This is a genomic window from Paraburkholderia nodosa, assembly GCF_001718195.1.
Classification (GTDB): domain Bacteria; phylum Pseudomonadota; class Gammaproteobacteria; order Burkholderiales; family Burkholderiaceae; genus Paraburkholderia; species Paraburkholderia nodosa_A.
In genome coordinates this window covers 157,885-178,617 of sequence record NZ_MCNV01000003.1, presented here as the reverse complement: position 1 = coordinate 178,617, position 20,733 = coordinate 157,885, and the positions used below count along the sequence as shown (strand labels likewise).

22 protein-coding genes are annotated in these 20,733 nt (G+C 64.9%); 20 read left to right on the top strand and 2 right to left on the bottom strand.

The genetic code is table 11. The annotated features are described in order from the left end of the window. Positions 1-64: 64 nt before the first annotated feature. Positions 65-787, bottom strand: a complete 723-nt coding sequence (locus BFD71_RS07065) for an SAM-dependent methyltransferase (RefSeq protein ID WP_069262577.1) — start codon at positions 785-787, stop codon at positions 65-67. After that, positions 784-1,422, bottom strand: a complete 639-nt coding sequence (locus BFD71_RS07060) for a Maf-like protein (protein WP_069262576.1) — start codon at positions 1,420-1,422, stop codon at positions 784-786. The genes BFD71_RS07065 and BFD71_RS07060 overlap by 4 nt, the downstream gene beginning before the upstream one ends. Before the next feature lie 453 nt (positions 1,423-1,875). Between BFD71_RS07060 and BFD71_RS07055 the strand changes: the two genes are divergently transcribed. The 20 genes from BFD71_RS07055 (at position 1,876) to pdxJ (ending at position 20,700) form a co-directional block, all read left to right on the top strand. Further along, positions 1,876-2,517, top strand: a complete 642-nt coding sequence (locus tag BFD71_RS07055) for a DUF177 domain-containing protein (RefSeq protein ID WP_069262575.1) — start codon at positions 1,876-1,878, stop codon at positions 2,515-2,517. Positions 2,518-2,651: 134 nt separating this feature from the next. Then, the gene (gene rpmF, locus BFD71_RS07050; protein ID WP_018441573.1) at positions 2,652-2,831 is read left to right on the top strand and encodes a 50S ribosomal protein L32; all 180 of its coding nucleotides are present in this window, start codon (positions 2,652-2,654) and stop codon (positions 2,829-2,831) included. A gap of 134 nt (positions 2,832-2,965) precedes the next feature. Continuing rightward, on the top strand, positions 2,966-4,105 hold the full coding sequence (gene plsX, locus BFD71_RS07045; RefSeq protein WP_069262574.1) for a phosphate acyltransferase PlsX: 1,140 nt from the start codon (positions 2,966-2,968) through the stop codon (positions 4,103-4,105). Continuing rightward, positions 4,105-5,094 (top strand): beta-ketoacyl-ACP synthase III, encoded by a 990-nt coding sequence (locus BFD71_RS07040; protein WP_069262573.1) that lies wholly within the window; start codon positions 4,105-4,107, stop codon positions 5,092-5,094. Before plsX ends, BFD71_RS07040 begins: the two co-directional genes overlap by 1 nt. Positions 5,095-5,218: 124 nt before the next feature. Then, positions 5,219-6,157, top strand: coding sequence for an ACP S-malonyltransferase (gene fabD / locus BFD71_RS07035; RefSeq protein ID WP_069262572.1), 939 nt, complete (start codon positions 5,219-5,221; stop codon positions 6,155-6,157). Between the two features lie 34 nt (positions 6,158-6,191). Then, positions 6,192-6,941 (top strand): 3-oxoacyl-ACP reductase FabG, encoded by a 750-nt coding sequence (gene fabG / locus BFD71_RS07030; RefSeq protein WP_069262571.1) that lies wholly within the window; start codon positions 6,192-6,194, stop codon positions 6,939-6,941. Between the two features lie 167 nt (positions 6,942-7,108). Further along, complete coding sequence (acpP, locus tag BFD71_RS07025; RefSeq protein WP_004197638.1) at positions 7,109-7,348, top strand: acyl carrier protein; 240 nt, start codon at positions 7,109-7,111, stop codon at positions 7,346-7,348. Positions 7,349-7,539: 191 nt separating this feature from the next. Then, positions 7,540-8,781, top strand: a complete 1,242-nt coding sequence (fabF, locus tag BFD71_RS07020) for a beta-ketoacyl-ACP synthase II (protein WP_069262570.1) — start codon at positions 7,540-7,542, stop codon at positions 8,779-8,781. 23 nt (positions 8,782-8,804) lie between these two features. Beyond that, positions 8,805-9,275, top strand: coding sequence for a protein YgfX (locus tag BFD71_RS07015; protein ID WP_256094520.1), 471 nt, complete (start codon positions 8,805-8,807; stop codon positions 9,273-9,275). A 113-nt stretch (positions 9,276-9,388) separates the two neighbouring features. Next, positions 9,389-9,988 carry an RNA polymerase sigma factor RpoE gene (gene rpoE / locus BFD71_RS07010; RefSeq protein ID WP_027795258.1) on the top strand — a complete coding sequence of 200 codons (600 nt, stop codon included), beginning with the start codon at positions 9,389-9,391 and terminating at the stop codon, positions 9,986-9,988. A gap of 87 nt (positions 9,989-10,075) precedes the next feature. Continuing rightward, positions 10,076-10,717, top strand: a complete 642-nt coding sequence (locus BFD71_RS07005; protein WP_069262933.1) for a sigma-E factor negative regulatory protein — start codon at positions 10,076-10,078, stop codon at positions 10,715-10,717. Positions 10,718-10,722: 5 nt separating this feature from the next. Further along, entirely contained in the window at positions 10,723-11,784 is a 1,062-nt protein-coding gene (locus BFD71_RS07000; protein WP_069262932.1) for a MucB/RseB C-terminal domain-containing protein, read from the top strand. 24 nt (positions 11,785-11,808) lie between these two features. Further along, positions 11,809-13,326 carry a DegQ family serine endoprotease gene (locus BFD71_RS06995; RefSeq protein WP_069262569.1) on the top strand — a complete coding sequence of 506 codons (1,518 nt, stop codon included), beginning with the start codon at positions 11,809-11,811 and terminating at the stop codon, positions 13,324-13,326. 5 nt (positions 13,327-13,331) lie between these two features. After that, positions 13,332-13,667 (top strand): glutaredoxin family protein, encoded by a 336-nt coding sequence (locus BFD71_RS06990; protein ID WP_256094519.1) that lies wholly within the window; start codon positions 13,332-13,334, stop codon positions 13,665-13,667. A gap of 175 nt (positions 13,668-13,842) precedes the next feature. Further along, positions 13,843-15,636 carry a translation elongation factor 4 gene (gene lepA, locus BFD71_RS06985; RefSeq protein ID WP_069262568.1) on the top strand — a complete coding sequence of 598 codons (1,794 nt, stop codon included), beginning with the start codon at positions 13,843-13,845 and terminating at the stop codon, positions 15,634-15,636. 33 nt (positions 15,637-15,669) lie between these two features. Beyond that, on the top strand, positions 15,670-16,566 hold the full coding sequence (gene lepB / locus BFD71_RS06980; protein ID WP_069262567.1) for a signal peptidase I: 897 nt from the start codon (positions 15,670-15,672) through the stop codon (positions 16,564-16,566). 211 nt (positions 16,567-16,777) lie between these two features. Further along, complete coding sequence (gene rnc / locus BFD71_RS06975) at positions 16,778-17,947, top strand: ribonuclease III (RefSeq protein WP_083245114.1); 1,170 nt, start codon at positions 16,778-16,780, stop codon at positions 17,945-17,947. Between the two features lie 54 nt (positions 17,948-18,001). After that, positions 18,002-18,907: a GTPase Era gene (gene era, locus BFD71_RS06970; protein ID WP_069262565.1), complete on the top strand. Its 906-nt coding sequence runs from the start codon at positions 18,002-18,004 to the stop codon at positions 18,905-18,907. 18 nt (positions 18,908-18,925) lie between these two features. Continuing rightward, the gene (gene recO / locus BFD71_RS06965; RefSeq protein ID WP_069262564.1) at positions 18,926-19,939 is read left to right on the top strand and encodes a DNA repair protein RecO; all 1,014 of its coding nucleotides are present in this window, start codon (positions 18,926-18,928) and stop codon (positions 19,937-19,939) included. Then, positions 19,936-20,700: a pyridoxine 5'-phosphate synthase gene (gene pdxJ, locus BFD71_RS06960; protein WP_069262563.1), complete on the top strand. Its 765-nt coding sequence runs from the start codon at positions 19,936-19,938 to the stop codon at positions 20,698-20,700. Before recO ends, pdxJ begins: the two co-directional genes overlap by 4 nt. Positions 20,701-20,733: the final 33 nt, after the last annotated feature.

The window sequence follows — 20,733 nt, the reverse complement described above, 5'->3', positions numbered from 1 at the left end:
GAGAAAAATCGGCCGCTGCGCGAGGGTTGCGCAGCGGCCGATTCGTTTTTGCGCGCCGAAGGGTTCAGTGCGCGAGCAGCAGGAAGATCGCCGGCCGCTTGTGCAATTCGGGCGCGGGCTTCTTTTTCCAGTCGGACACGGCGCGGCTTACGATCGTCTCCGTGGGCAGCGTGAGATCGGCGGCGACGCACACGAGCGTGGAGGGCGCACAGGTCGCGAGCAGCGCGTCGAGCAGCGTGCGGTTGCGGTAGGGCGTCTCGATGAAGATCTGCGTCTGCTTGCCCTTGCGCGAGATCTGCTCGAGATCGCGCAGCTTTTTCACGCGCTCGTTCGCGTCGACGGGCAGGTATCCGTGAAACGCGAAGCTCTGGCCGTTCAGGCCCGACGCCATCAACGCGAGCAGAATCGAACTCGGACCCACGAGCGGCACGACCTTGATGCCGCGCTCGTGCGCGCGCCGCACGAGCAGCGCGCCCGGATCGGCGACTGCGGGCACGCCCGCCTCGGAAACGAGCCCCGTGTCGATGCCCGCGAGCAGCGGGGCGAGCAGCTTTTCGACCTCGCCGGCGGGCGTGTTGACATTGAGTTCGCGGATCTCGATTTCCTGGATCGGCCGCGTCGTGCCCACGCGCTTGAGGAAGGCGCGCGTGGTCTTCGCGTTTTCGCCGATGTAGCTGGCGAGTGCACCCGCGCGTTCGCGCACGGGCGTCGGCAGGACGGCATTGAGCGCGTCGTCGTCGCCTTCGCCGAGCGTGTTGGGAATCAGATAGAGGGTGCCGAGGCTCATGCTTGCGTCTCCAGCAACGGGTATCCCGCGGCAAGCAGCATGCGCGTGAGCGCGATGAGCGGCAGGCCAATCAGGGCGGTGGGGTCGTCAGATTCGATCGCTTCGAGCAGCGTGATGCCAAGCCCTTCCGCTTTCGCGCTGCCCGCGCAGTCGTAAGGCGTTTCGGCGCGCAGGTAGGCGTCGAGCGCGGCGTCGGGCAGGTCGCGAAAGCGCACCTTCGTGACGACATCGACGGTATCCGTTTGGCCAGTCGCGGTGTCGAGCACGCTCAGGGCACTATGGAACAACACTTCGCGGCCGCGCATGGCCAGCAACTGCTCGAGCGCGCGCTCGTGCGTGCCGGGCTTGCCGATCTGGCGGCCATCGAAGGTGGCGACCTGGTCGGAGCCGATCACCAGCGTTCGCGCCGCGCCGGCGGGCAGCGCGGCGGCCACGGCGCGGGCCTTCGCGGTAGCCAGGCGCAGCGCCGTCGCTTCGGGCGTTTCGCCGGGCTGCGGCGTTTCGTCGACGGCGGGCACGGCCGTGTCGAAGGGAATGCGCAGGCGCTCGAGCAACTCGCGCCGGTAGCGCGAGCTGGAGGCGAGGATGAGGGCGGGGCGGCCCGTGCGCGGGGCCTGCGAGGGAGAATCCTGCATGTTCGATCTGAGTATCGGAGTATGGAAGAGCGGCTGCGAATGTGGCTGTGTATGCGGCTGGAAAAAAGGCGGCTGTGGTTTGGCGATTTTCGGGCGGATTTCGCCGTGAAAACGGGGGCGGATATCCCGCAAAACGTCGTCAGAGGCTCCCGAAGACCGCGCTTGCACAGACACTTGCGTACGCGAGCTTAAGTGTTTGACTCACAAAGATAAAGGCGATATGATTTTGGGCTTTTCATCGGTACGCTCTCGTCGCACGTCTTGTGCGGGCGCCTGAATTTCGCGGCGTCACGGCTCGAATGACCTTGCCGGCAGTAGCGTGTCGATGGCGAATGTTGGCAAGCGCAGGTCGATAGCGACCCGTGCGGGCCGGCCAGGCTGGATTGCTGCGGGCCGCTGGCGGCTTTCGCGCATCGCTCGCCGCGCCCTAAGCCTTGAAGCAGGAGAGCGCACATGACCGAACACACTGGCAAGCCTGCTGGCGCCGAATTGAATCCGCGCGACTTCGATATCTTCGAATTCGCGCGCAGCGAGCGCGAAGCGGCAGGCGTCGTGCGCGTCTCGCAACTGCCGCGCATGTTAAACGAAGTCCCGGCCGAGGCGCCAGATCGCGACACCGCGTTCACCTGGCAGGCTGCGGGCTTTACCCAGCAGGAATTGCAGGACGACGGCACCGAAGGGCCGCAGCCATACCTGCGGCTGGCTGTTCACGGTGGCGCGTGGCTCACGTGCCAGCGGTGCCTCGCTCCCTACGAGCAGGCATTCAATGCGGATGCGACCTTCCGTATCGTCCAGACGGAAGAAGAGGCGGACGAGTTTCCGCTCGACGACGATGAAGTCGAAGTGATCGTGGGCTCGCGCCATTTCGATCTCGTCGACTTGATCGAAGAGGAGCTGTTGCTCGCGCTGCCGCTGGTGCCGAAGCACGAAGTCTGTCCGGAAATTCACGAAAGCCTCGCCTCGGGTCCCGACGGCGCGGAAGGCGTGGATTCCGTAGACGACGTGCCGGAGCAGGAAATCGAGCCGGAAGAGCGCGTCAACCCGTTTGCGGCGCTCGAATCGCTCAAGAAGGACGGTCCTGGCAGCAAGCACTAAGGGAAGCCTTGGGCGGCTGTGCGGGGCAGGCAGTACCAGACGCGTGGGCCTGAGCCCGGAGTCCGGCCATCCCCCAAGGGTGGCGGCGGCCGGATCGGGCTGTGTTAGAATTCGGAAAATTTTCAGGAGTTATCATGGCAGTTCAACAAAACAAGAAGTCGCCGTCGAAGCGCGGTATGCACCGCTCGCACGATTTCCTCACGGGCGCGCCCCTGGCCGTCGAGCCGAGCACGGGTGAAGTGCATCTGCGTCACCACATCAGCCCGAACGGCTACTACCGCGGCAAGAAAGTCGTCAAGACCAAGAACGACTAATCGTTTCAGCGTGCGGCGCAGTGTTTGACATCTGGCGCCGCATCTGACGATTCCGTTCGCTTGACCATATTTCGGCTCGGCAAAAAGGCGGCATTCAACTGCCGCTTTTTTATGCCTGAAATCCGTCGCATTCCATGACTGTTACGCTCACGATAGATTGCATGGGAGGCGACCACGGCCCGTCTGTGACGGTGCCTGCCGCAGTCCATTTCGTCCGCTCGCACCCCGACGCGCATCTCATGCTCGTGGGCGTCGAGTCGGCGGTTCGCGCCCAGTTGAAGAAGCTGAAGGCGTCGGACCATCCCGCGCTTACCGTCGTGCCCGCCACCGAGGTCGTCGAAATGGACGATCCGGTTGAAGTCGCCCTGCGCAAGAAAAAAGATTCGTCGATGCGCGTCGCGCTCAATCGCGTGAAAGAGGGCGAGGCGCAAGCCTGCATCTCGGCCGGCAATACCGGTGCGCTAATGGCGGTCTCGCGCTACGTGCTCAAGACGTTGCCCGGCATCGAACGCCCGGCCATCGCCTTCGCGCTGCCGAACCCGCGCGGCTATACGACGATGCTCGACCTCGGCGCGAACGTCGACTGCGAACCGCAGCACCTGCTGCAGTTCGCGGAGATGGGCCACGCGCTCGTCGCGGCGCTCGAGGGCAAGGATCGCCCAACCATCGGGCTCCTGAATATCGGCGAAGAAGTCATCAAGGGCAACGACACCATCAAGCGCGCGGGCGAGCTCCTGCGCGCGAGCACGCTGAACTTCCGCGGCAACGTCGAAGGCAACGACATTTACAAGGGCACCGTCGACGTCATCGTCTGTGACGGTTTCGTTGGGAATGTCGCGCTCAAGACGTCGGAGGGCCTCGCGCAGATGCTCAACGACATGATCAAGGAAGAGTTCGGCCGCTCGTGGCTCACGAAGCTCATGGCGATTGCCGCACTGCCCGTGCTCATGCGCTTCAAGAAGCGTGTCGACCATCGCCAGTACAACGGCGCTGCGCTGCTCGGCCTGAAGAGCCTCGTCATCAAGAGCCACGGCTCGGCCGATGCCTACGCGTTTGAGTGTGCGATCAATCGCGGGTATGATGCCGTCAAAAATGGCGTGCTGGAGCGCCTCGCGCACGCCATGGAAGAAAACGCCGGTTCGCTCGAACAGGCGGCAGACGAGCCCGGCGGCGCCCAGAACGTGCAAGCCGCGCAGGCGGGGCAGGCTACCAGTGCGCCCAGCCAGGCAGCGGGCGAGGTACCGCCCGGCGCCGCATCATCCTCGAAGGCATAATGGCTCAATCGACTCTCTATTCCCGCGTGATCGGCACGGGCAGCTACCTTCCGCCTGATCGCGTCACCAACCAGGAACTGGCCGAACGGCTCGCCGCAAAAGGCGTCGAAACGAGCGACGAGTGGATCGTGGCCCGCACGGGCATTCACGCGCGCCACTTCGCCGCGCCCGACGTCACGACGAGCGATCTCGCGCTTGCGGCATCGCAGCGCGCGATCGCGGCAGCCGACGTCGATCCGCAGTCGATCGACCTCATCATCGTCGCCACTTCCACGCCCGATTTCGTCTTTCCGAGCACGGCCTGCCTCTTGCAGAACAAGCTCGGCATCCGCAATCACGGCGCGGCGTTCGACGTGCAGGCCGTGTGCTCGGGCTTCGCGTACGCCGTTTCGGTAGCCGACAGCCTGATCCGCAGCGGCCAGCATCGCACGGCGCTCGTGGTCGGCGCGGAGACCTTCTCGCGAATTCTCGATTTCAACGATCGCACCACCTGTGTGCTGTTCGGCGACGGCGCAGGCGCGATCATCCTGCAGGCGTCGAGCGAACCGGGCGTGCTTTCGAGCGCGCTGCACGCCGACGGCAGCTACGCGCACATCCTGTGCACGCCGGGCAACGTGCACGGCGGCGTGATCGCGGGCAACGCGTTCCTGCACATGGACGGCCAGGCCGTGTTCAAGCTGGCCGTGAACGTGCTCGAAAAGGTCGCGATCGAGGCGCTCGACAAGGCGCAGCTCACCGCCGACCAGGTCGACTGGCTGATTCCGCACCAGGCCAACATCCGCATCATGCAGGGCACCTGCCGCAAGCTCGGCCTGCCCGCCGAGCGCATGGTGGTGACGGTGGGCGAACATGGCAACACCTCGGCGGCCTCCATTCCGCTCGCTTTCGACGTCGCGGTGCGCGACGGCCGCATCAAGCGCGGCCACAACGTGCTGATCGAAGGCGTCGGCGGCGGCTTCACCTGGGGCGCCTCCGTCATCCGCTTCTAAGCATCCTGAGCGGGCTTTCGCGCTCCCGCAGCTGGTCCTGGCGCACGACGCGCATGTCGCGCGCAGCCGGCGGCGGTTCATCCGAGCGCATTGCCCACCCGTATTGATCGAATTTGGGGACGTTATGAAATTCGCGTTCGTTTTTCCCGGACAAGGCTCGCAGGCCGTCGGCATGCTCGACGCCTTCGCCGATAACGCCATCGTGCGCGAGACGCTGCAAGAAGCGTCCGACGCGCTGGGCCAGGACCTCGGCAAGCTGATCGCCGAAGGCCCCGCCGAAGAACTCAATCTCACCACCAACACGCAGCCGGTCATGCTCACCGCCGCCTACGCCGTCTATCGCGCGTGGCAGCAGGCGGGCGGCCCTCTGCCTGCCATCGTCGCGGGCCACAGCCTCGGCGAATACACGGCGCTCGTCGCCGCCGGCGTCCTCGCATTCCGCGACGCCGTGCCGCTCGTGCGCTTTCGCGCGCAGGCGATGCAAAGCGCGGTGCCGGTGGGCGAGGGCGGCATGGCCGCCGTGCTCGGTCTCGACGACGACACCGTGCGCGCAGTCTGCACGGAAGCCGCCGCTGCGAGCGGCGGCGTGGTCGAAGCCGTGAACTTCAACGCGCCGGCGCAAGTCGTGATCGCGGGCCACAAGGGCGCGGTCGAGAAGGCCTGCGAGATCGCCAAGGCGAAGGGCGCCAAGCGCGCGCTGCCGCTGCCGGTTTCGGCGCCGTTCCACTCGTCGCTGCTCAAGCCTGCCTCGGATCAGCTGCGCGACTATCTCGCGAACGTGACGCTGAATGCGCCGCAGATCCCCGTGGTGAACAACGTCGACGTGGCATTCGAAACCGACCCCGCGAAAATCCGCGACGCGCTCGTGCGCCAGGCCGCGGGCGCCGTGCGCTGGGTCGAATGTGTGCAGGCCATTGCGGCGCAAGGCGCGACGCACGTGGTCGAATGCGGTCCGGGCAAGGTGCTTGCGGGCCTCACCAGGCGTATCGACGGCAACCTGGTCGGCGCCTCGGTGCTCGATCCGAAGTCGCTCGACGAAGCGCTCGCGCTTCTGAAGGCCTGAGCGCCTACGCCACCACCGCTAACGGATTCAAACGATGGAAAAGACTCTCGACAATCAAGCCGCGATCGTGACCGGCGCCACCCGCGGCATCGGCCGCGCGATCGCGCTGGAACTGGCGCGCCAGGGCGCGACGGTGATCGGTACGGCAACGAGCGAAGCCGGCGCGCAGGCCATCTCGGCCGCTTTCGAAGCAGCGGGCCTGAAGGGCCGCGGCGCGGTGCTCGACGTGAACGACGCCGCTGCGGCGGAGGCGCTGATCGACGCAACGGTCAAGGAATTCGGCGGTCTTGCGATCCTCGTCAATAATGCGGGCATCACGCAGGACAACCTGGCGATGCGCATGAAGGACGACGAGTGGGACTCGGTCATCGACACCAACCTGAAGTCGGTGTTCCGCCTCTCGCGCGCCGTGCTGCGCCCGATGATGAAGGCGAAGGGCGGCCGCATCATCAATATCACCTCGGTGGTGGGCTCGTCGGGCAACCCGGGTCAGGCTAACTACGCCGCCGCCAAGGCCGGCGTGGCGGGCATGACGCGCGCGCTCGCACGCGAGATCGGCAGCCGCGGCATCACCGTGAACTGCGTCGCGCCCGGTTTCATCGACACCGACATGACGAAGGACTTGCCGGCGGAGCAGCAAGCCGTGCTCAAGCAGCAGATTCCGTTGGGCCGTCTCGGCAGCCCGGACGACATCGCGCATGCGGTCGCGTTCCTCGCGTCGCCGCAGGCAGCCTACATCACGGGCACGACGTTGCACGTGAACGGCGGCATGTATATGTCTTAACCGGATTCAGGTACTATCCGCGCCTTGATGCGCTTGATGCAAAACATTGCGCAAGCGCCGTCGCGGATAGCCTTCCGGAACCTTGAGCGCCGCTTTTCAGCCAGGTCAAACCTGATAAAATGCGCGCACTCGCATTCATGAGCTAACTTTTTTCCCTTGGAGGGGTAATGGACAACATCGAACAGCGCGTCAAGAAGATCGTCGCCGAGCAACTGGGCGTCGCCGAAGCTGAAATCAAGAACGAAGCTTCGTTCGTGAACGACCTGGGCGCCGACTCGCTCGACACCGTCGAACTGGTCATGGCTCTCGAAGACGAGTTCGGCATGGAAATCCCGGACGAGGAAGCCGAGAAGATCACGACGGTTCAGCAAGCGATCGACTACGCTCGCGCGAACGTCAAGGCTTAAGCGCCAGATTCCCGCCTGGGCCGCGCAACGCAGTGCGCTGGCGGCCCGCGAGGACGCTCGCCCGTGAAACCGCATACGCCCGCCGCACTCGCTGCGGGGCATCTGCCGGTCAACTAGCCACAGGGCTCACAGGAGCATTTCCTGTGGCCTCTGTGGCTTTTGTTTTTGTCATCTATGGATAAGGGGTTACCGTGAGCCGTCGTCGAGTTGTTGTTACAGGCCTGGGGCTGATTTCGCCTGTTGGCAATAATGTTGCCGACGGCTGGGCCAATCTGGTCGCCGGGAAGTCCGGCATCGCCAACATCACGAAGTTCGACGCTACGAACTTCTCGACCCGCTTTGCCGGCGAAGTGAAGGGCTTCAACGTCGAAGACTACATGCCGGCGAAAGAAGCGCGCCATATGGACACGTTCATCCATTACGGCATCGCGGCGGGCATGCAGGCGATCCAGGACAGCGGTCTCGAAGTCACCGAAGCGAACGCGGAACGGATCGGCGTGAACGTCGGCTCGGGCATCGGCGGTCTGCCGATGATCGAAGTCACGCAAACCGAACTGCTCAACCGCGGCCCGCGCCGCATCTCGCCGTTCTTCGTGCCCGCCTCGATCATCAACATGATCTCGGGCCATCTGTCGATCAAGTACGGCCTCAAGGGTCCGAATCTGGCGATGGTCACGGCCTGTACGACCGGCCTGCACTGCATCGGCGAAGCGTCGCGTCTGATCGAATACGGCGACTGCGACGTGATGATCGCGGGCGGTGCGGAAGCGACGGTCTCTCCGCTCGGCATCGGCGGCTTCGCGGCGGCGCGCGCGCTCTCGCAGCGCAACGACGATCCGGCGACGGCCAGCCGTCCGTGGGACAAGGACCGTGACGGCTTCGTGCTCGGCGAAGGCGCGGGCGTGATGGTGCTCGAAGAGTACGAACACGCGAAGGCGCGCGGCGCGAAGATCTACGCGGAAATCAGCGGCTACGGCATGAGCGGTGATGCGTATCACATGACCGCTCCGCCGGAAGATGGCGACGGCGCACGCCGCTGCATGATCGCCGCGCTGAAGAACGCGGGCGTCAACGCCAACGAAGTGAACTGGCTCAGCGCACACGGCACGTCGACGCCGCTCGGCGACCTCGCGGAAACCCTCGCGATCAAGCGCGCGTTCGGTGACCACGCGAAGGACATCGTCGTGAACTCTACCAAGTCGATGACGGGCCACCTGCTGGGTGGCTCGGGCGGCCTGGAATCGGTGTTTACGGTGCTCGCGGTGCATAACCAGGTGTCGCCGCCGACGATCAACATCTTCAACCAGGATCCGGCATGCGACCTGGACTACTGCGCGAACACCGCGCGGGACATGAAGATCGACGTCGCGCTGAAGAACTCGTTCGGGTTCGGCGGCACGAACGGCACGCTCGTCTTCAAGCGTCACGCTTGATCCCGCACGACGAGACAGCGGCCGTGCCGAATGCTTCGGCCGGCCGCGTCCCTCCTGCTTTCCCCTCGCGGCGCGCGGGCGCGCCGCTTCTTTCCCTGCGTCCATCGCTTGCGCTGCAATTGCTCGTTGCCGCGGGTCTGGGCGTGGCCGCGGCCGCCGTCTACACGGCGCTCGCACCCTGGCTCGGCGTCTGGCAAGCGTTGCCGGTCACGCTGGCGTTCCTCGCGACCGGCGGCCTCGCGGCTGCGGCGTGGCGCCGCAAGCAACCGGCCTTCCTCGAAATCGGGTCGGATTTTCTCGCGGCCTGGTCGTGCGATGGCGCCTGCCTCGCGGCCGGGCGGCTTGCCGGCGCGTCGCAATGGGGCGCGTGGCTGCTCGCGCTCGTCGTGGAGCAGGGCGCACGCCGCACGACGATTCTCGTCGCCGCCGACGCCGTTCCCGCAGAAACCTTCCGCACACTCGCCGTGCGCGCGCGCAGCGCGGCCGGTCGCTGAGCCTCCTTTCGCTGTAAAGCTTGTAACCGCTGTTACTCGCGTAACGTGAGACCGTGGCGAGGACGCTACAATGGTGCCCCCACGTCTACTTCATGTGCTAACGGATTTTTCAGGTGAGCGAAAAAGAAATTGATCAGGTTCTGGTCGAGCGCGTGCAAAAAGGCGACAAGGCCGCGTTCGAGCTCCTGGTCTCGAAATACCACCGCAAGATCATCCGGCTGATCTCGCGCCTCGTGCGGGACCCCGCCGAGGTCGAGGACGTGGCCCAGGACGCCTTTATCAAGGCTTACCGCGCACTACCGCAATTTCGTGGCGAATCGGCTTTCTATACGTGGTTGTACCGAATTGCTGTCAATACGGCAAAGAACTACCTTGCGACGCAGGGAAGACGCGCGCCGACTTCTACCGAGGCAGATGCTGAAGAAGCGGAAACTTTCTCGGACGCCGATCAACTAAGGGATATCAATACGCCCGAGTCGATGTTGATGAGCAAGCAGATCGCACAGACGGTCAATGCTGCGATGGCGGTTTTACCGGAAGAGCTGCGCACCGCCATTACGCTTCGGGAAATAGAAGGCCTAAGCTACGAAGAAATCGCCGAGATGATGGGGTGCCCGATCGGCACCGTCAGATCGAGAATTTTCCGCGCTCGGGAAGCCATTGCGGCAAAATTGCGTCCGCTGCTGGACACTCCGGAAGGTAAGCGCTGGTAAGAAGAACCAGCTTCGCCCCGGGCGGCGACGCGATTCACCAGAATGAGTTGGTGTCACAGGGACGTCTGTTAGGGAATGGGGAGCATCATGGGTTCGGTCTCGATGCAATCGGTATCAAGCTCGCGCAGCGAGCGTCTGTCCGCCTTCGTCGACGGTGAAGCGTCGGCGCAGGAGCATCTGAACGGAAATTTTCTGGAACTCGACGGCGAAGGGCGCGCAGCCTGGTCGGAGTACCATCTGATCGGCGACGTACTGCGTTCCGACGATCTGGCCCTCAGCCAGGCGGCAAGCCGCGCCTTCATGACGGGTTTCGCGGCGCGCTTCGAAGCACAGCCGCATCTGCTCGCACCGGCTGCGCTGCCGCAGGTGCAGGCCGGCCGCAATGAGCGCGTTGGCCGCATTCTGGCGCTGCGCCGCCGCGTGATGCCGTCGTTGGCCGTGGCGGCTGCGGCCGCCACGCTCACGTGGATCGTCATGCCGCAGATGCGCGGCGTGGGCATGGCTGGCGCGCCGCAAATCGCTGCTGTGCAGTCGCAGGGCGACGGCGTGCAGCGCGTGGCGATGAACACCACGCCGGCGCCGGTTGCAGGCGGTCAGGACGGCAATATCATCCGCGACGCTCGCCTCGACGAATATCTCCAGGCGCACCAGCAGTTCGCGCAGCAGCCGGTCATTTCGGATTCCATGCCGTACATCCGTTCAGCCGCTCTTACTACGCAAGGCCAATAAGTTTGATGCAGACATTGCGGTTGAATAAAAAGACAATCTGGGGGCGGTTGCCGGCATTCCTTTGCTGCGCAGCCGCGATGTTCACCGCTCTGTCTGTCGCCCCGCGTGCCCACGCGCAAGGCGCGTCCGCGGCCGATGCCGCCACGCGCCAGAGCGCGGCACAGCTGCTCGACCGCATCCAGCAGGCCGCTCAGCAGCAAAGTTACGAAGGCACCTTCGTCTATCAGCGCGGCGAGTTCGTGCAATCTTCGCGCATCACGCACTACGCCTCGAAGCAGGACGGCGAGTTCGAAAAGCTCGAAAGCCTCGACGGCAAGCCGCGCACAATGCTGCGCCACAACGACGATCTCTATACCTTCGTGCCCGAGCGCAAGCTGCTCGTCGTCGAAAAGCGCCAGAACAAGGACGCTTTCCCGGCGCTGCTTTCCACGAGCGGGGACCAGGTGCTGGGCGTCTACGAGCCGAAGATGCTCGCCAACGACCGCGTGGCCGGCCTCGACAGCCAGGTGATCCAGCTCGACCCGAAGGACAATTTCCGCTTCGCCTACAAGCTGTGGGCGGACGCGAAAACCGGTCTCCTGCTGCGCTCGCAGATGCTCGACCCGTCGAACGGCCAGGTGCTCCAGCAGCTCGCGTTCACGCAGGTGCGCATCGGCGGACCCGTCGACAAGACGCCTATCGTCAATGGCATGCGCAATATCGAGGGTTGGAACGTGGTGCGCCCGCCGCTCCAGCCGGTCGACATCGAAGCGCAGGGCTGGTCGTTCGGCCAGGCTGCGCCGGGATTTCAGAAGATTCGCGAAGTGCGCCGGCCGATGGCGGCGCGCGATGCGAGCGATCCGCCCATCCCGGTCGATCAGGCTGTATTCTCTGACGGACTGTCCACGCTTTCCGTCTTTATCGAGCCGGTGAAGAACAACAGTCGCAAGGAAGGCTCGGGCAGCAGTGGCGCGACCCACGTGCTCGTGAAGCGCAACGGCGATTACTTCATCACGTTGCTTGGCGAAGTGCCCCAGACCACGTTGCAGCAGTTCGCGTCTGCCATAGAATACAAGGCTCCCAGGTAACTCCTTCCTTCGGCTGACTTCGATATGACGATTCTCCCGCTGCGCAAATTCTTCGCGGCCGCGGTCGTGGCGGCGTGCCTGCCGTTGGCACCGCACGTGGCAGCGGCGGCGCCGGCTGCCAACCTGCCCGACTTCGCCGACCTCGTGGACAAAGTGGGGCCGTCGGTCGTCAATATCCGCACCACCACACGCGTCTCCTCAGCTCAGCGCGGCCTGCCGCCGGGCATGGATCAGGGCGACATGTCGGAATTCTTCCGCCGCTTCTTTGGCATCCCGCTCCCGCAAGGGCCGCAGGGTGGGCAGGGCGGCGGCCAGGGGGGCAGTCAGGGCGGAAGCCCGGGCGGCGGTTCGGACTCCGGCCCGGACAGCGGCAACGACACCGAACAGAACAGCGGCGTCGGCTCCGGTTTCATCCTCTCGGGCGACGGCTACGTGATGACCAACGCGCACGTGGTCGACGACGCGGACAGCATCTACGTGACGCTCACCGACAAGCGCGAATTCAAGGCGAAGCTGATCGGCGTGGACGACCGCACGGACGTCGCCGTGGTGAAGATCCAAGCCGCGAATCTGCCGGCCGTGACGATGGGCGATTCGAACAAGGTGCGCGTGGGCGAGTGGGTCGTGGCGATCGGTTCGCCGTTCGGCCTCGAGAATACCGTGACGGCGGGCATCGTGAGCGCGAAGGGTCGCGACACGGGCGATTATTTGCCGTTCATCCAGACCGACGTGGCCGTGAATCCCGGCAACTCGGGCGGTCCGCTCATCAACATGCAGGGCGAGGTGATCGGCATCAACTCGCAGATCTATAGCCGCACCGGCGGCTTCATGGGCATCTCGTTCGCGATTCCGATCGACGAGGCGATGCGCGTGGCGGACCAGCTCAAGTCCACGGGCAAGGTCACGCGCGGCCGCATTGCCGTCGCAATCGGCGAGGTGACGAAGGACGTCGCCGACTCGCTCGGTCTGCCCAAGGCGCAAGGCGCGCTGGTCTCCAGCGTCGAGCCGGGCGGCCCGGCCGACAAGGCGGGCATCCAGCCGGGCGACATCATCCTGAAGTTCAACGGCACGACCGTCGACGCCGCGACCGACCTGCCGCGCATGGTCGGCGACACGAAGCCGGGCACCAAGGCGACCGTGACGATCTGGCGCAAGGGCGCAACGCGCGATCTACCGATCACGATCGCCGAGATGCAGACCGACAAGAGCGCGAAGGCCGACCAGAAAAAGGCGCCCGAGCCCAAGCCGCGCGCGATGAACGCGCTCGGTATCGCGGTGGTCGATATTCCCGCCGACCAGCTCGCCCAGCTCAAGATCAAGGGCGGCGCGATGGTGGACTCGGTCGATGGCCCCGCACAGCGCGCCGGCCTGCAGAAGGGCGACATCATCCTGCGCGTGGGCGACACGGATATCACCAGCGCGAAGCAGTTCCAGGAGGTGACGGCGCATCTCGACTCGCAGAAGACGGTCGCGGTGCTCGTGCGTCGCGGCGACAACACGCAATTCGTGCCGCTGCGCCCGCGCGCGCCGGGGCAGAAGTAACGCCGATGCGCACGCCCATGCGGTCTTCGTCGGCGGCGCCGGGCGCGCTCGAACGCACGAGCGCGCACCTCGTGCTGTATGGGCGCGCGTGGTGTCATCTGTGCGAAGAGATGCGCGTGGCGCTCGCGCCGCTCGCCGCCGCGGCGGGTGCGCGTCTCGACGTCGTCGATGTCGATTCCGACCCCGCGATCCAGGCGCGTTACGACGAGCTCGTGCCGGTGCTCCTTTGCGACGGCATCGAGCTGTGTCACTACCGTCTCGACGAAGCACGCGTGCGCGCTACGCTGGGCCTGAGCGCCGACGCGCCGAACATACCGCCGGCGCCGCCGGGCGGTGTGTGAAACGCGGGCGCGGGGGCGGCGCAAGACATGCCCCCGCGCCATCACACATCCGTTACATCAGCGGACGGTTAGCCTGTGGGACCCCTTTTCGGCTAAAATAGTCCGGTTTTTCATCTGTTTACGAGGCGTGTCCAGCTATCGTTGGGGCGCGCCTTTTTCGCTTGATCGGCACTGAATGGATCATATTCGTAACTTCTCGATCATTGCGCACATCGACCATGGCAAGTCGACGCTCGCCGATCGCATCATCCAGCTGTGCGGCGGCTTGTCCGACCGCGAAATGGAATCGCAGGTGCTCGACTCGATGGATCTCGAGCGCGAGCGCGGCATCACCATCAAGGCGCAGACCGCTGCGCTCTCGTACAAGGCGCGTGACGGGAAGGTCTACAACCTGAACCTGATCGACACGCCGGGGCACGTCGACTTCTCCTACGAGGTGAGCCGCTCGCTCTCCGCGTGCGAGGGCGCGCTGCTCGTGGTGGACGCGAGCCAGGGCGTCGAGGCGCAGACGGTGGCGAACTGCTACACCGCGATCGAACTCGGCGTGGAAGTCGTGCCGGTGCTCAACAAGATCGACCTGCCCGCCGCCAACCCCGAAAACGCCATCGAAGAGATCGAGGACGTGATCGGCATCGACGCCACCGACGCCACGCGCTGCAGCGCGAAGACCGGCCTCGGCGTGGAAGACGTGCTCGAAGCGCTCATCGCCAAGGTGCCGCCGCCCAAGGGCGATCCGCAAGCGCCGCTGCAGGCGCTCATCATCGACTCGTGGTTCGACAACTACGTCGGCGTGGTGATGCTCGTGCGTATCGTCAACGGTACGCTGCGTCCGAAGGACAAGATCAAGCTGATGGCTACCGGCGCGCAGTATCCGGTCGAGCACGTCGGCGTGTTCTCGCCGAAGTCGCGCAACCTCGAGCAGCTTTCGGCGGGGCAGGTGGGCTTCATCATCGCCGGCATCAAGGAACTCGCCGCGACCAAGGTGGGCGACACCGTCACGCTCGCGACGAAGCCGGCGGCCGAGCCGCTGCCGGGCTTCAAGGAAGTGAAGCCGCAGGTGTTCGCGGGCCTCTATCCGGTCGAGGCGAACCAGTACGACGCGCTGCGCGAATCGCTCGAAAAGCTCAAGCTCAACGACGCCTCGCTGCAATACGAGCCGGAAGTTTCGCAGGCGCTGGGCTTCGGCTTCCGCTGCGGCTTCCTGGGTCTTCTGCACATGGAAATCGTGCAGGAGCGTCTCGAGCGCGAGTTCGACATGGACCTCATCACCACGGCGCCGACCGTGGTGTACGAAGTCGTGCAGGCGGACGGCAGCACGATCAAGGTCGAGAACCCGGCGAAGATGCCGGAGCCCTCGAAGATTGCCGAGGTCCGCGAGCCGATCGTGACGGTGAACCTGTACATGCCGCAAGAGTACGTGGGTTCGGTCATCACGCTCTGTACGCAAAAGCGCGGCAACCAGATCAACATGCAGTACCACGGCCGCCAGGTGCAGCTCACGTACGAAATTCCGATGGCGGAAATCGTGCTCGACTTCTTCGACCGTCTGAAGTCGGTGTCGCGCGGTTATGCGTCGATGGACTACGAGTTCAAGGAATACCGCACCTCCGACGTCGTGAAGGTCGACATGCTGATCAACGGCGACAAGGTCGATGCGCTGTCCATCATCGTCCACCGCTCGCAGTCGCAGTACCGCGGCCGCGAAGTGGCGGCGAAGATGCGCGAGATCATCCCGCGCCAGATGTACGACGTGGCCATTCAGGCCGCGATCGGCGCGCACATCATCGCGCGCGAGAACATCAAGGCGCTGCGCAAGAACGTGCTGGCCAAGTGCTACGGCGGCGACATCACGCGTAAGAAGAAGCTGCTCGAAAAGCAGAAGGAAGGCAAGAAGCGGATGAAGCAGGTCGGCTCGGTCGAGATTCCGCAAGAGGCCTTCCTCGCCATCCTTCGTGTCGAAGATAAATAAGTAACGCAAATAAGCCGGACAACGGATCTCTACATGAATTTCGCGCTGATACTCTTTGTGCTCGTCATCTTGACGGGCGTCGCGTGGGTTGCAGACAAACTGGTGTTCATGCCGCGCCGGCGCCTCGCCGCCGATGCGGCGGTCGCGGAGTTCGACCGTCAGCAGGAGCGTGTGGGCGAGCGCTTCGCCGATGAAAACGCGCCTGTCACGCGTCAGAACCTGCGCAACGACAAGCTGCGCCAGCCGTGGTGGCTCGAGTACACGGCGAGCTTCTTCCCCGTCATCCTGATCGTGTTCCTCGTACGGTCGTTCGTCGTCGAGCCGTTCAAGATTCCGTCGGGTTCGATGGTGCCCACGCTGCTCGTGGGCGACTTCATCCTCGTGAACAAGTTCGACTACGGCATCCGCCTGCCGATCACGAACACGAAGATCACGCAGGGCCGGCCGCTCGAGCGCGGCGACGTGGTCGTGTTCCGCTATCCGAAGGATGAGTCGGTCGACTACATCAAGCGCGTGATCGGCCTGCCGGGCGACGTGGTCTCGTATCAGGACAAGCAGCTCACGATCAACGGCAAGCCGGTGCCGGAAGTGCCGCAGGGCGACTTCTTCGATGAAGAGCGCATCGGCTATGCGAAGCAGTTCACCGAGGACCTCGGCAGCGGCCGCAAGAACAACATCCTCAACAACCCCGCGGTGCCGCCGTTCATCGTAGGCGCAGAGGATTATCCGTATCGCGACAACTGCCAGTACAACGCGCGCGGCGTGATCTGCAAGGTGCCGGCGGGCCATTACTTCATGATGGGCGACAATCGCGACAACAGCGCGGACAGCCGCTACTGGGGCTTCGTGCCCGACGCGAACATCGTGGGCCGCGCGTTCTTCATCTGGATGAACTTCAGCAACCTGCGTCGCATCGGTTCGTTCGAGTAATTCGTGTTGCCTCGACGTGCAATGCATGTAGAGCATGCGCGCGAAGGAGCCATCGAAGCAGCAACAAAAAGCGTATGCGCGAGCACGAGTCTCACTCGCAACGCATCTTCGCGCGCTACTTGAAGAATCCCCGGTAACGTCGCTTCGTCACGGTTTTTCGCCCGCCGCCCCCTGTTTTCGCCGGGGGCGGCGGGCGCGTTATACTCTCCCCATGCCCCAATCTCCGTTGGAAAGCCGTCTGCGCTACGAATTTCGCAATGCGGAATTGCTGCGCCAGGCTTTAACCCACCGCAGTCACAGTGCCACGCATAACGAACGCCTCGAATTCCTCGGTGATTCGGTTCTGAATTGCGCGGTGGCTGCCCTATTGTTCCAACGTTTTGGCAAGCTGGACGAGGGCGACCTCTCGCGCGTGCGCGCGAACCTGGTCAAGCAACAGTCGCTCTACGAGATTGCTCAGGCCCTCAATATCGCCGACGGCCTGCGCCTCGGCGAAGGCGAGTTGCGCAGCGGCGGTTTCCGCCGCCCGTCGATCCTCGCCGACGCGCTGGAAGCGATCTTCGGGGCGATTTTCCTCGACGGCGGCTTCGATGCCGCCCAGACGGTCATCAAGCGCCTCTACGTGCCGATCCTCGATCACATCGATCCGCGCACGCTTGGCAAGGATTCCAAAACGCTGCTGCAGGAGTACCTGCAGGGTCATAAGATCGCGCTGCCGACCTACACGGTCGTCGCGACGCATGGTGCGGCGCACAATCAGCAGTTCGAAGTCGAATGCACGGTGCCGAAGCTCGACGTGAAGGTGTCGGGTTCGGGCGCGAGCCGTCGCGCGGCGGAGCAGGCCGCAGCGAAGAAGGCACTCGACGAGGTCATGGCTGCGGCGCCCGCGCTGGTTGCGAAGCCGCGCCGCTCAAAGGGCGCGCGTGCGCCCAAAGCGGAACCCGAGGTCGTCCCCGGCGTGACCGGCGTGCAGGGCGCGCTCGATCTGCGCTCGCCGGAACGCCGCGAGCGTGCCTCGGCGCGCGCCGAGCGTCCGTCGCAAACCGCGGCAGCCGAAGGCGCGCCGCTCGCGGTGATCCGCGCGGCGCACGTCCAGGAGCGTCCGGCGGAGAAGGACAAACCGGCTGAAAAGCCCGCAGAGAAGGCCGAACGCGGTGCAGAGAAGGCCAGCGACAAGCCCGTCGACAAGGTCACTGGCTTCGACGCCGTGCCGAGCGCCGGCGCCATCGGCCACCGTTCGGCCGCGGTGAAGGCCGAAGCGGCGTTGCGCACTGTCGAGCGCGCGCAAACCGCAACGGCCGGCGGCACCAGCGCCGACGCCCAGACCCATGCCGAAGCCACGACGGCCATTCCCGTGCGCGCGGCCGATGCCGGCCACTGATTCCACCGAGGCGCGCCGCGAGCGCGCCTCCCGTTTTTCTATTCCGGTCCGATCATGAACGCTCCCACTTCCACTCCTGCCGGTTTCCGTTGCGGCATGGTCGCGATCGTCGGCCGTCCGAACGTTGGCAAATCGACGCTGATGAACGCGCTGGTCGGCCAGAAGATCAGCATCACGTCGCGCAAGGCGCAGACTACGCGCCATCGCATCACCGGCATCAACACGATCGACGACGCGCAGTACATCTTCGTCGACACGCCCGGTTTCCAGACGCGCCACAGCACGGCGCTCAACCGCTCGCTGAACCGCGCGGTGACCTCCACGCTCAGCTCGGTCGATGCCGTGCTGTTCGTGATCGAGGCCGGCAAGTTCGGTCCCGACGACCAGAAAGTGCTCGACCTGATTCCCCCGAGTGCGCCCACGATCCTGATCGCCAACAAGATCGACCGCGTGACCGACAAGGGCACGCTGTATCCGTTCATCCAGCAGGTGCAGGGTCTGCGCGAATTCCGCGAGATCGTGCCGCTTTCGGCAAATAATCCGGACGACATCAAGCGCCTGCTCGCGACGCTCAAGCCGTATCTGCCCGAAGGCGAGCCGATCTACGGCGAAGACGACCTCACCGATCGCAGCGAGCGCTTCCTCGCAGCCGAAATCCTGCGCGAGAAAGTGTTCCGCTGGACCGGCGACGAACTGCCGTACACGAGCACGGTGCTGATCGACAAGTTCGAGCAGGAAGGGCGGCTGCGCCGCGTCTTCGCGACGATTCTCGTCGAGCGAGACACGCAGAAGGCGATGGTGATCGGCCAGAAGGGCGCGAAGCTCAAGCAGATCAGCACCGAGGCGCGACTCGATATGGAGAAGCTGTTCGACGGTCCCGTCTACCTCGAAACCTTCGTGAAGGTGAAGAGCGGCTGGGCCGATAACGAAGCCGGGCTGCGCGCCTACGGTTACGAGTAAGCACGACGGGCACCGCGTATGAGTGACGGCGCAGCCGGAACCCTGCACGACGACTGGCCCGCGCACGATGACGCGCAGGCCGACGAGGCAATCGCTGCGGACGAACCGACCGGTTCCCGCAGCGCGCGTCGCTCGCCCGCGAAAGGCACCCAAAGTGCGACGAGCACGCGCAGCACGAAGGCGACGAAAGGCGCCGCCACGCGCAACGCGATGACCGAAGGCGCCGACGCCACGCTCGAAGGCCGCGCCGAACCGCGCAACGGCCGCAAGACCACCGCGCGCTCGCAATTGCCGCGCGCTTCACGCAGCACGACCCCCGATTACCGCATCGCCGAGCAGCCGGCTTTCGTGCTGCACAGCTATCCGTACCGCGAGACGAGCCTCATCATCGATGTGCTCTCGCGCGATCACGGCCGCGTGGCGCTCGTCGCGAAGGGCGCGAAGCGTCCGCATTCGGCGTTGCGCGGCGTGCTGCAAACCTTCCAGCCGCTCGCGCTTTCGTGGACCGGCAAGGGCGAGGTGCGCACACTCACGGGCGCCGAGTGGGTCGGCGGCATGTTGCCGCTGACCGGCGACGCGCTCCTGTGCGGCTTCTACGTGAACGAGCTGCTCGTGAAGTTCATCGCGCGCGAAGACCCGCACCCCGAACTCTTTCGCCACTACGTCGTGACGCTCACGCGCCTCGCGCACGACGAGCCGCCCGTGCAGGTGCTGCGCTCGTTCGAGCGCGTGCTGCTGCGCGAGGCCGGCTACGCGCTCGCGCTCAGCCGCACCGTGAACCGCAAGACCGTCGCGGCCGAAGGGCGCTACGTGTTCGATCCGGAACGCGGCGTGCGCGAAGCATCGGATGAATGGCCTTCTCAATGGCCCCGGCTTTCGGGTCAGACGTTGCTCGACATGGAAGAGGACGATTACCATCGACCCCAGACGGTTGCGCAGAGCAAGGCGCTCATGCGCTTCCTGCTGAACACGTACCTTGGCGGCACGCCGCTCGCGACGCGCCAGATTCTGATCGACTTGCAGAACCTATGAGCTTCTTTCTCACTTCGCCCAACGTGATCGACCTCGGTGTGAACATCGATCACGTCGCCACGCTGCGCAACGCGCGCGGCACCGCTTATCCCGATCCGATCCGCGCGGCGCTTCTCGCCGAAGAGGCGGGCGCCGACGCGATCACGCTGCATCTGCGCGAGGATCGCCGCCATATCGTCGACGCCGACGTGCGCGCGCTGCGTCCGCAGCTGAAAACGCGCATGAATCTCGAATGCGCGGTGACGCCCGAGATGCTCGACATTGCGTGCGAGATCAAGCCGCATGACGTTTGCCTCGTGCCCGAAAAGCGCGCGGAACTGACGACCGAAGGCGGCCTCGACGTCGCGGGCCACTTCGACGCCGTTGCCGCCGCCTGCCGTCAACTTGCCGATGCGGGCTGCCGCGTCTCGCTTTTCATCGACCCGGACGAAACGCAGATTCGCGCGGCGCACGAAACGGGCGCGCCCGTGATCGAGTTGCATACGGGCCGCTACGCCGAGGCGCACGACGCCGGCGAGCAGGAGCGCGAATACGAGCGCGTGGTCACCGGCGTGAGCTGCGGCAACAGCCTCGGACTGAAGGTGAATGCCGGCCACGGTCTGCACTATACGAACGTGCAGCAGATCGCGGCCATCGACGGCATCGTCGAGCTGAACATCGGCCACGCGATCGTTGCGCACGCAATTTTTGCGGGCTGGGAGAACGCGGTGCGCGAAATGAAGGCGATCATGGTTGCGGCGCGCCTCGGCACGCGCGGCTGACTGCTACCCCGCGCCATCGCGTCAGGCGCAATC

What these genes read in the sequence shown, in the direction of transcription:
- BFD71_RS07065 (WP_069262577.1), bottom strand. Translation starts at nt 787, where the DNA reads ATGAGCCTCGGCACCCTCTATCTGATTCCCAACACGCTCGGCGAAGGC.
- BFD71_RS07060 (WP_069262576.1), bottom strand. Translation starts at nt 1,422, where the DNA reads ATGCAGGATTCTCCCTCGCAGGCCCCGCGCACGGGCCGCCCCGCCCTC.
- BFD71_RS07055 (WP_069262575.1), top strand. Translation starts at nt 1,876, where the DNA reads ATGACCGAACACACTGGCAAGCCTGCTGGCGCCGAATTGAATCCGCGC.
- rpmF (WP_018441573.1), top strand. Translation starts at nt 2,652, where the DNA reads ATGGCAGTTCAACAAAACAAGAAGTCGCCGTCGAAGCGCGGTATGCAC.
- plsX (WP_069262574.1), top strand. Translation starts at nt 2,966, where the DNA reads ATGACTGTTACGCTCACGATAGATTGCATGGGAGGCGACCACGGCCCG.
- BFD71_RS07040 (WP_069262573.1), top strand. Translation starts at nt 4,105, where the DNA reads ATGGCTCAATCGACTCTCTATTCCCGCGTGATCGGCACGGGCAGCTAC.
- fabD (WP_069262572.1), top strand. Translation starts at nt 5,219, where the DNA reads ATGAAATTCGCGTTCGTTTTTCCCGGACAAGGCTCGCAGGCCGTCGGC.
- fabG (WP_069262571.1), top strand. Translation starts at nt 6,192, where the DNA reads ATGGAAAAGACTCTCGACAATCAAGCCGCGATCGTGACCGGCGCCACC.
- acpP (WP_004197638.1), top strand. Translation starts at nt 7,109, where the DNA reads ATGGACAACATCGAACAGCGCGTCAAGAAGATCGTCGCCGAGCAACTG.
- BFD71_RS07005 (WP_069262933.1), top strand. Translation starts at nt 10,076, where the DNA reads ATGGGTTCGGTCTCGATGCAATCGGTATCAAGCTCGCGCAGCGAGCGT.
- BFD71_RS07000 (WP_069262932.1), top strand. Translation starts at nt 10,723, where the DNA reads ATGCAGACATTGCGGTTGAATAAAAAGACAATCTGGGGGCGGTTGCCG.
- BFD71_RS06995 (WP_069262569.1), top strand. Translation starts at nt 11,809, where the DNA reads ATGACGATTCTCCCGCTGCGCAAATTCTTCGCGGCCGCGGTCGTGGCG.
- BFD71_RS06990 (WP_256094519.1), top strand. Translation starts at nt 13,332, where the DNA reads ATGCGCACGCCCATGCGGTCTTCGTCGGCGGCGCCGGGCGCGCTCGAA.
- lepA (WP_069262568.1), top strand. Translation starts at nt 13,843, where the DNA reads ATGGATCATATTCGTAACTTCTCGATCATTGCGCACATCGACCATGGC.
- lepB (WP_069262567.1), top strand. Translation starts at nt 15,670, where the DNA reads ATGAATTTCGCGCTGATACTCTTTGTGCTCGTCATCTTGACGGGCGTC.
- rnc (WP_083245114.1), top strand. Translation starts at nt 16,778, where the DNA reads ATGCCCCAATCTCCGTTGGAAAGCCGTCTGCGCTACGAATTTCGCAAT.
- era (WP_069262565.1), top strand. Translation starts at nt 18,002, where the DNA reads ATGAACGCTCCCACTTCCACTCCTGCCGGTTTCCGTTGCGGCATGGTC.
- recO (WP_069262564.1), top strand. Translation starts at nt 18,926, where the DNA reads ATGAGTGACGGCGCAGCCGGAACCCTGCACGACGACTGGCCCGCGCAC.
- pdxJ (WP_069262563.1), top strand. Translation starts at nt 19,936, where the DNA reads ATGAGCTTCTTTCTCACTTCGCCCAACGTGATCGACCTCGGTGTGAAC.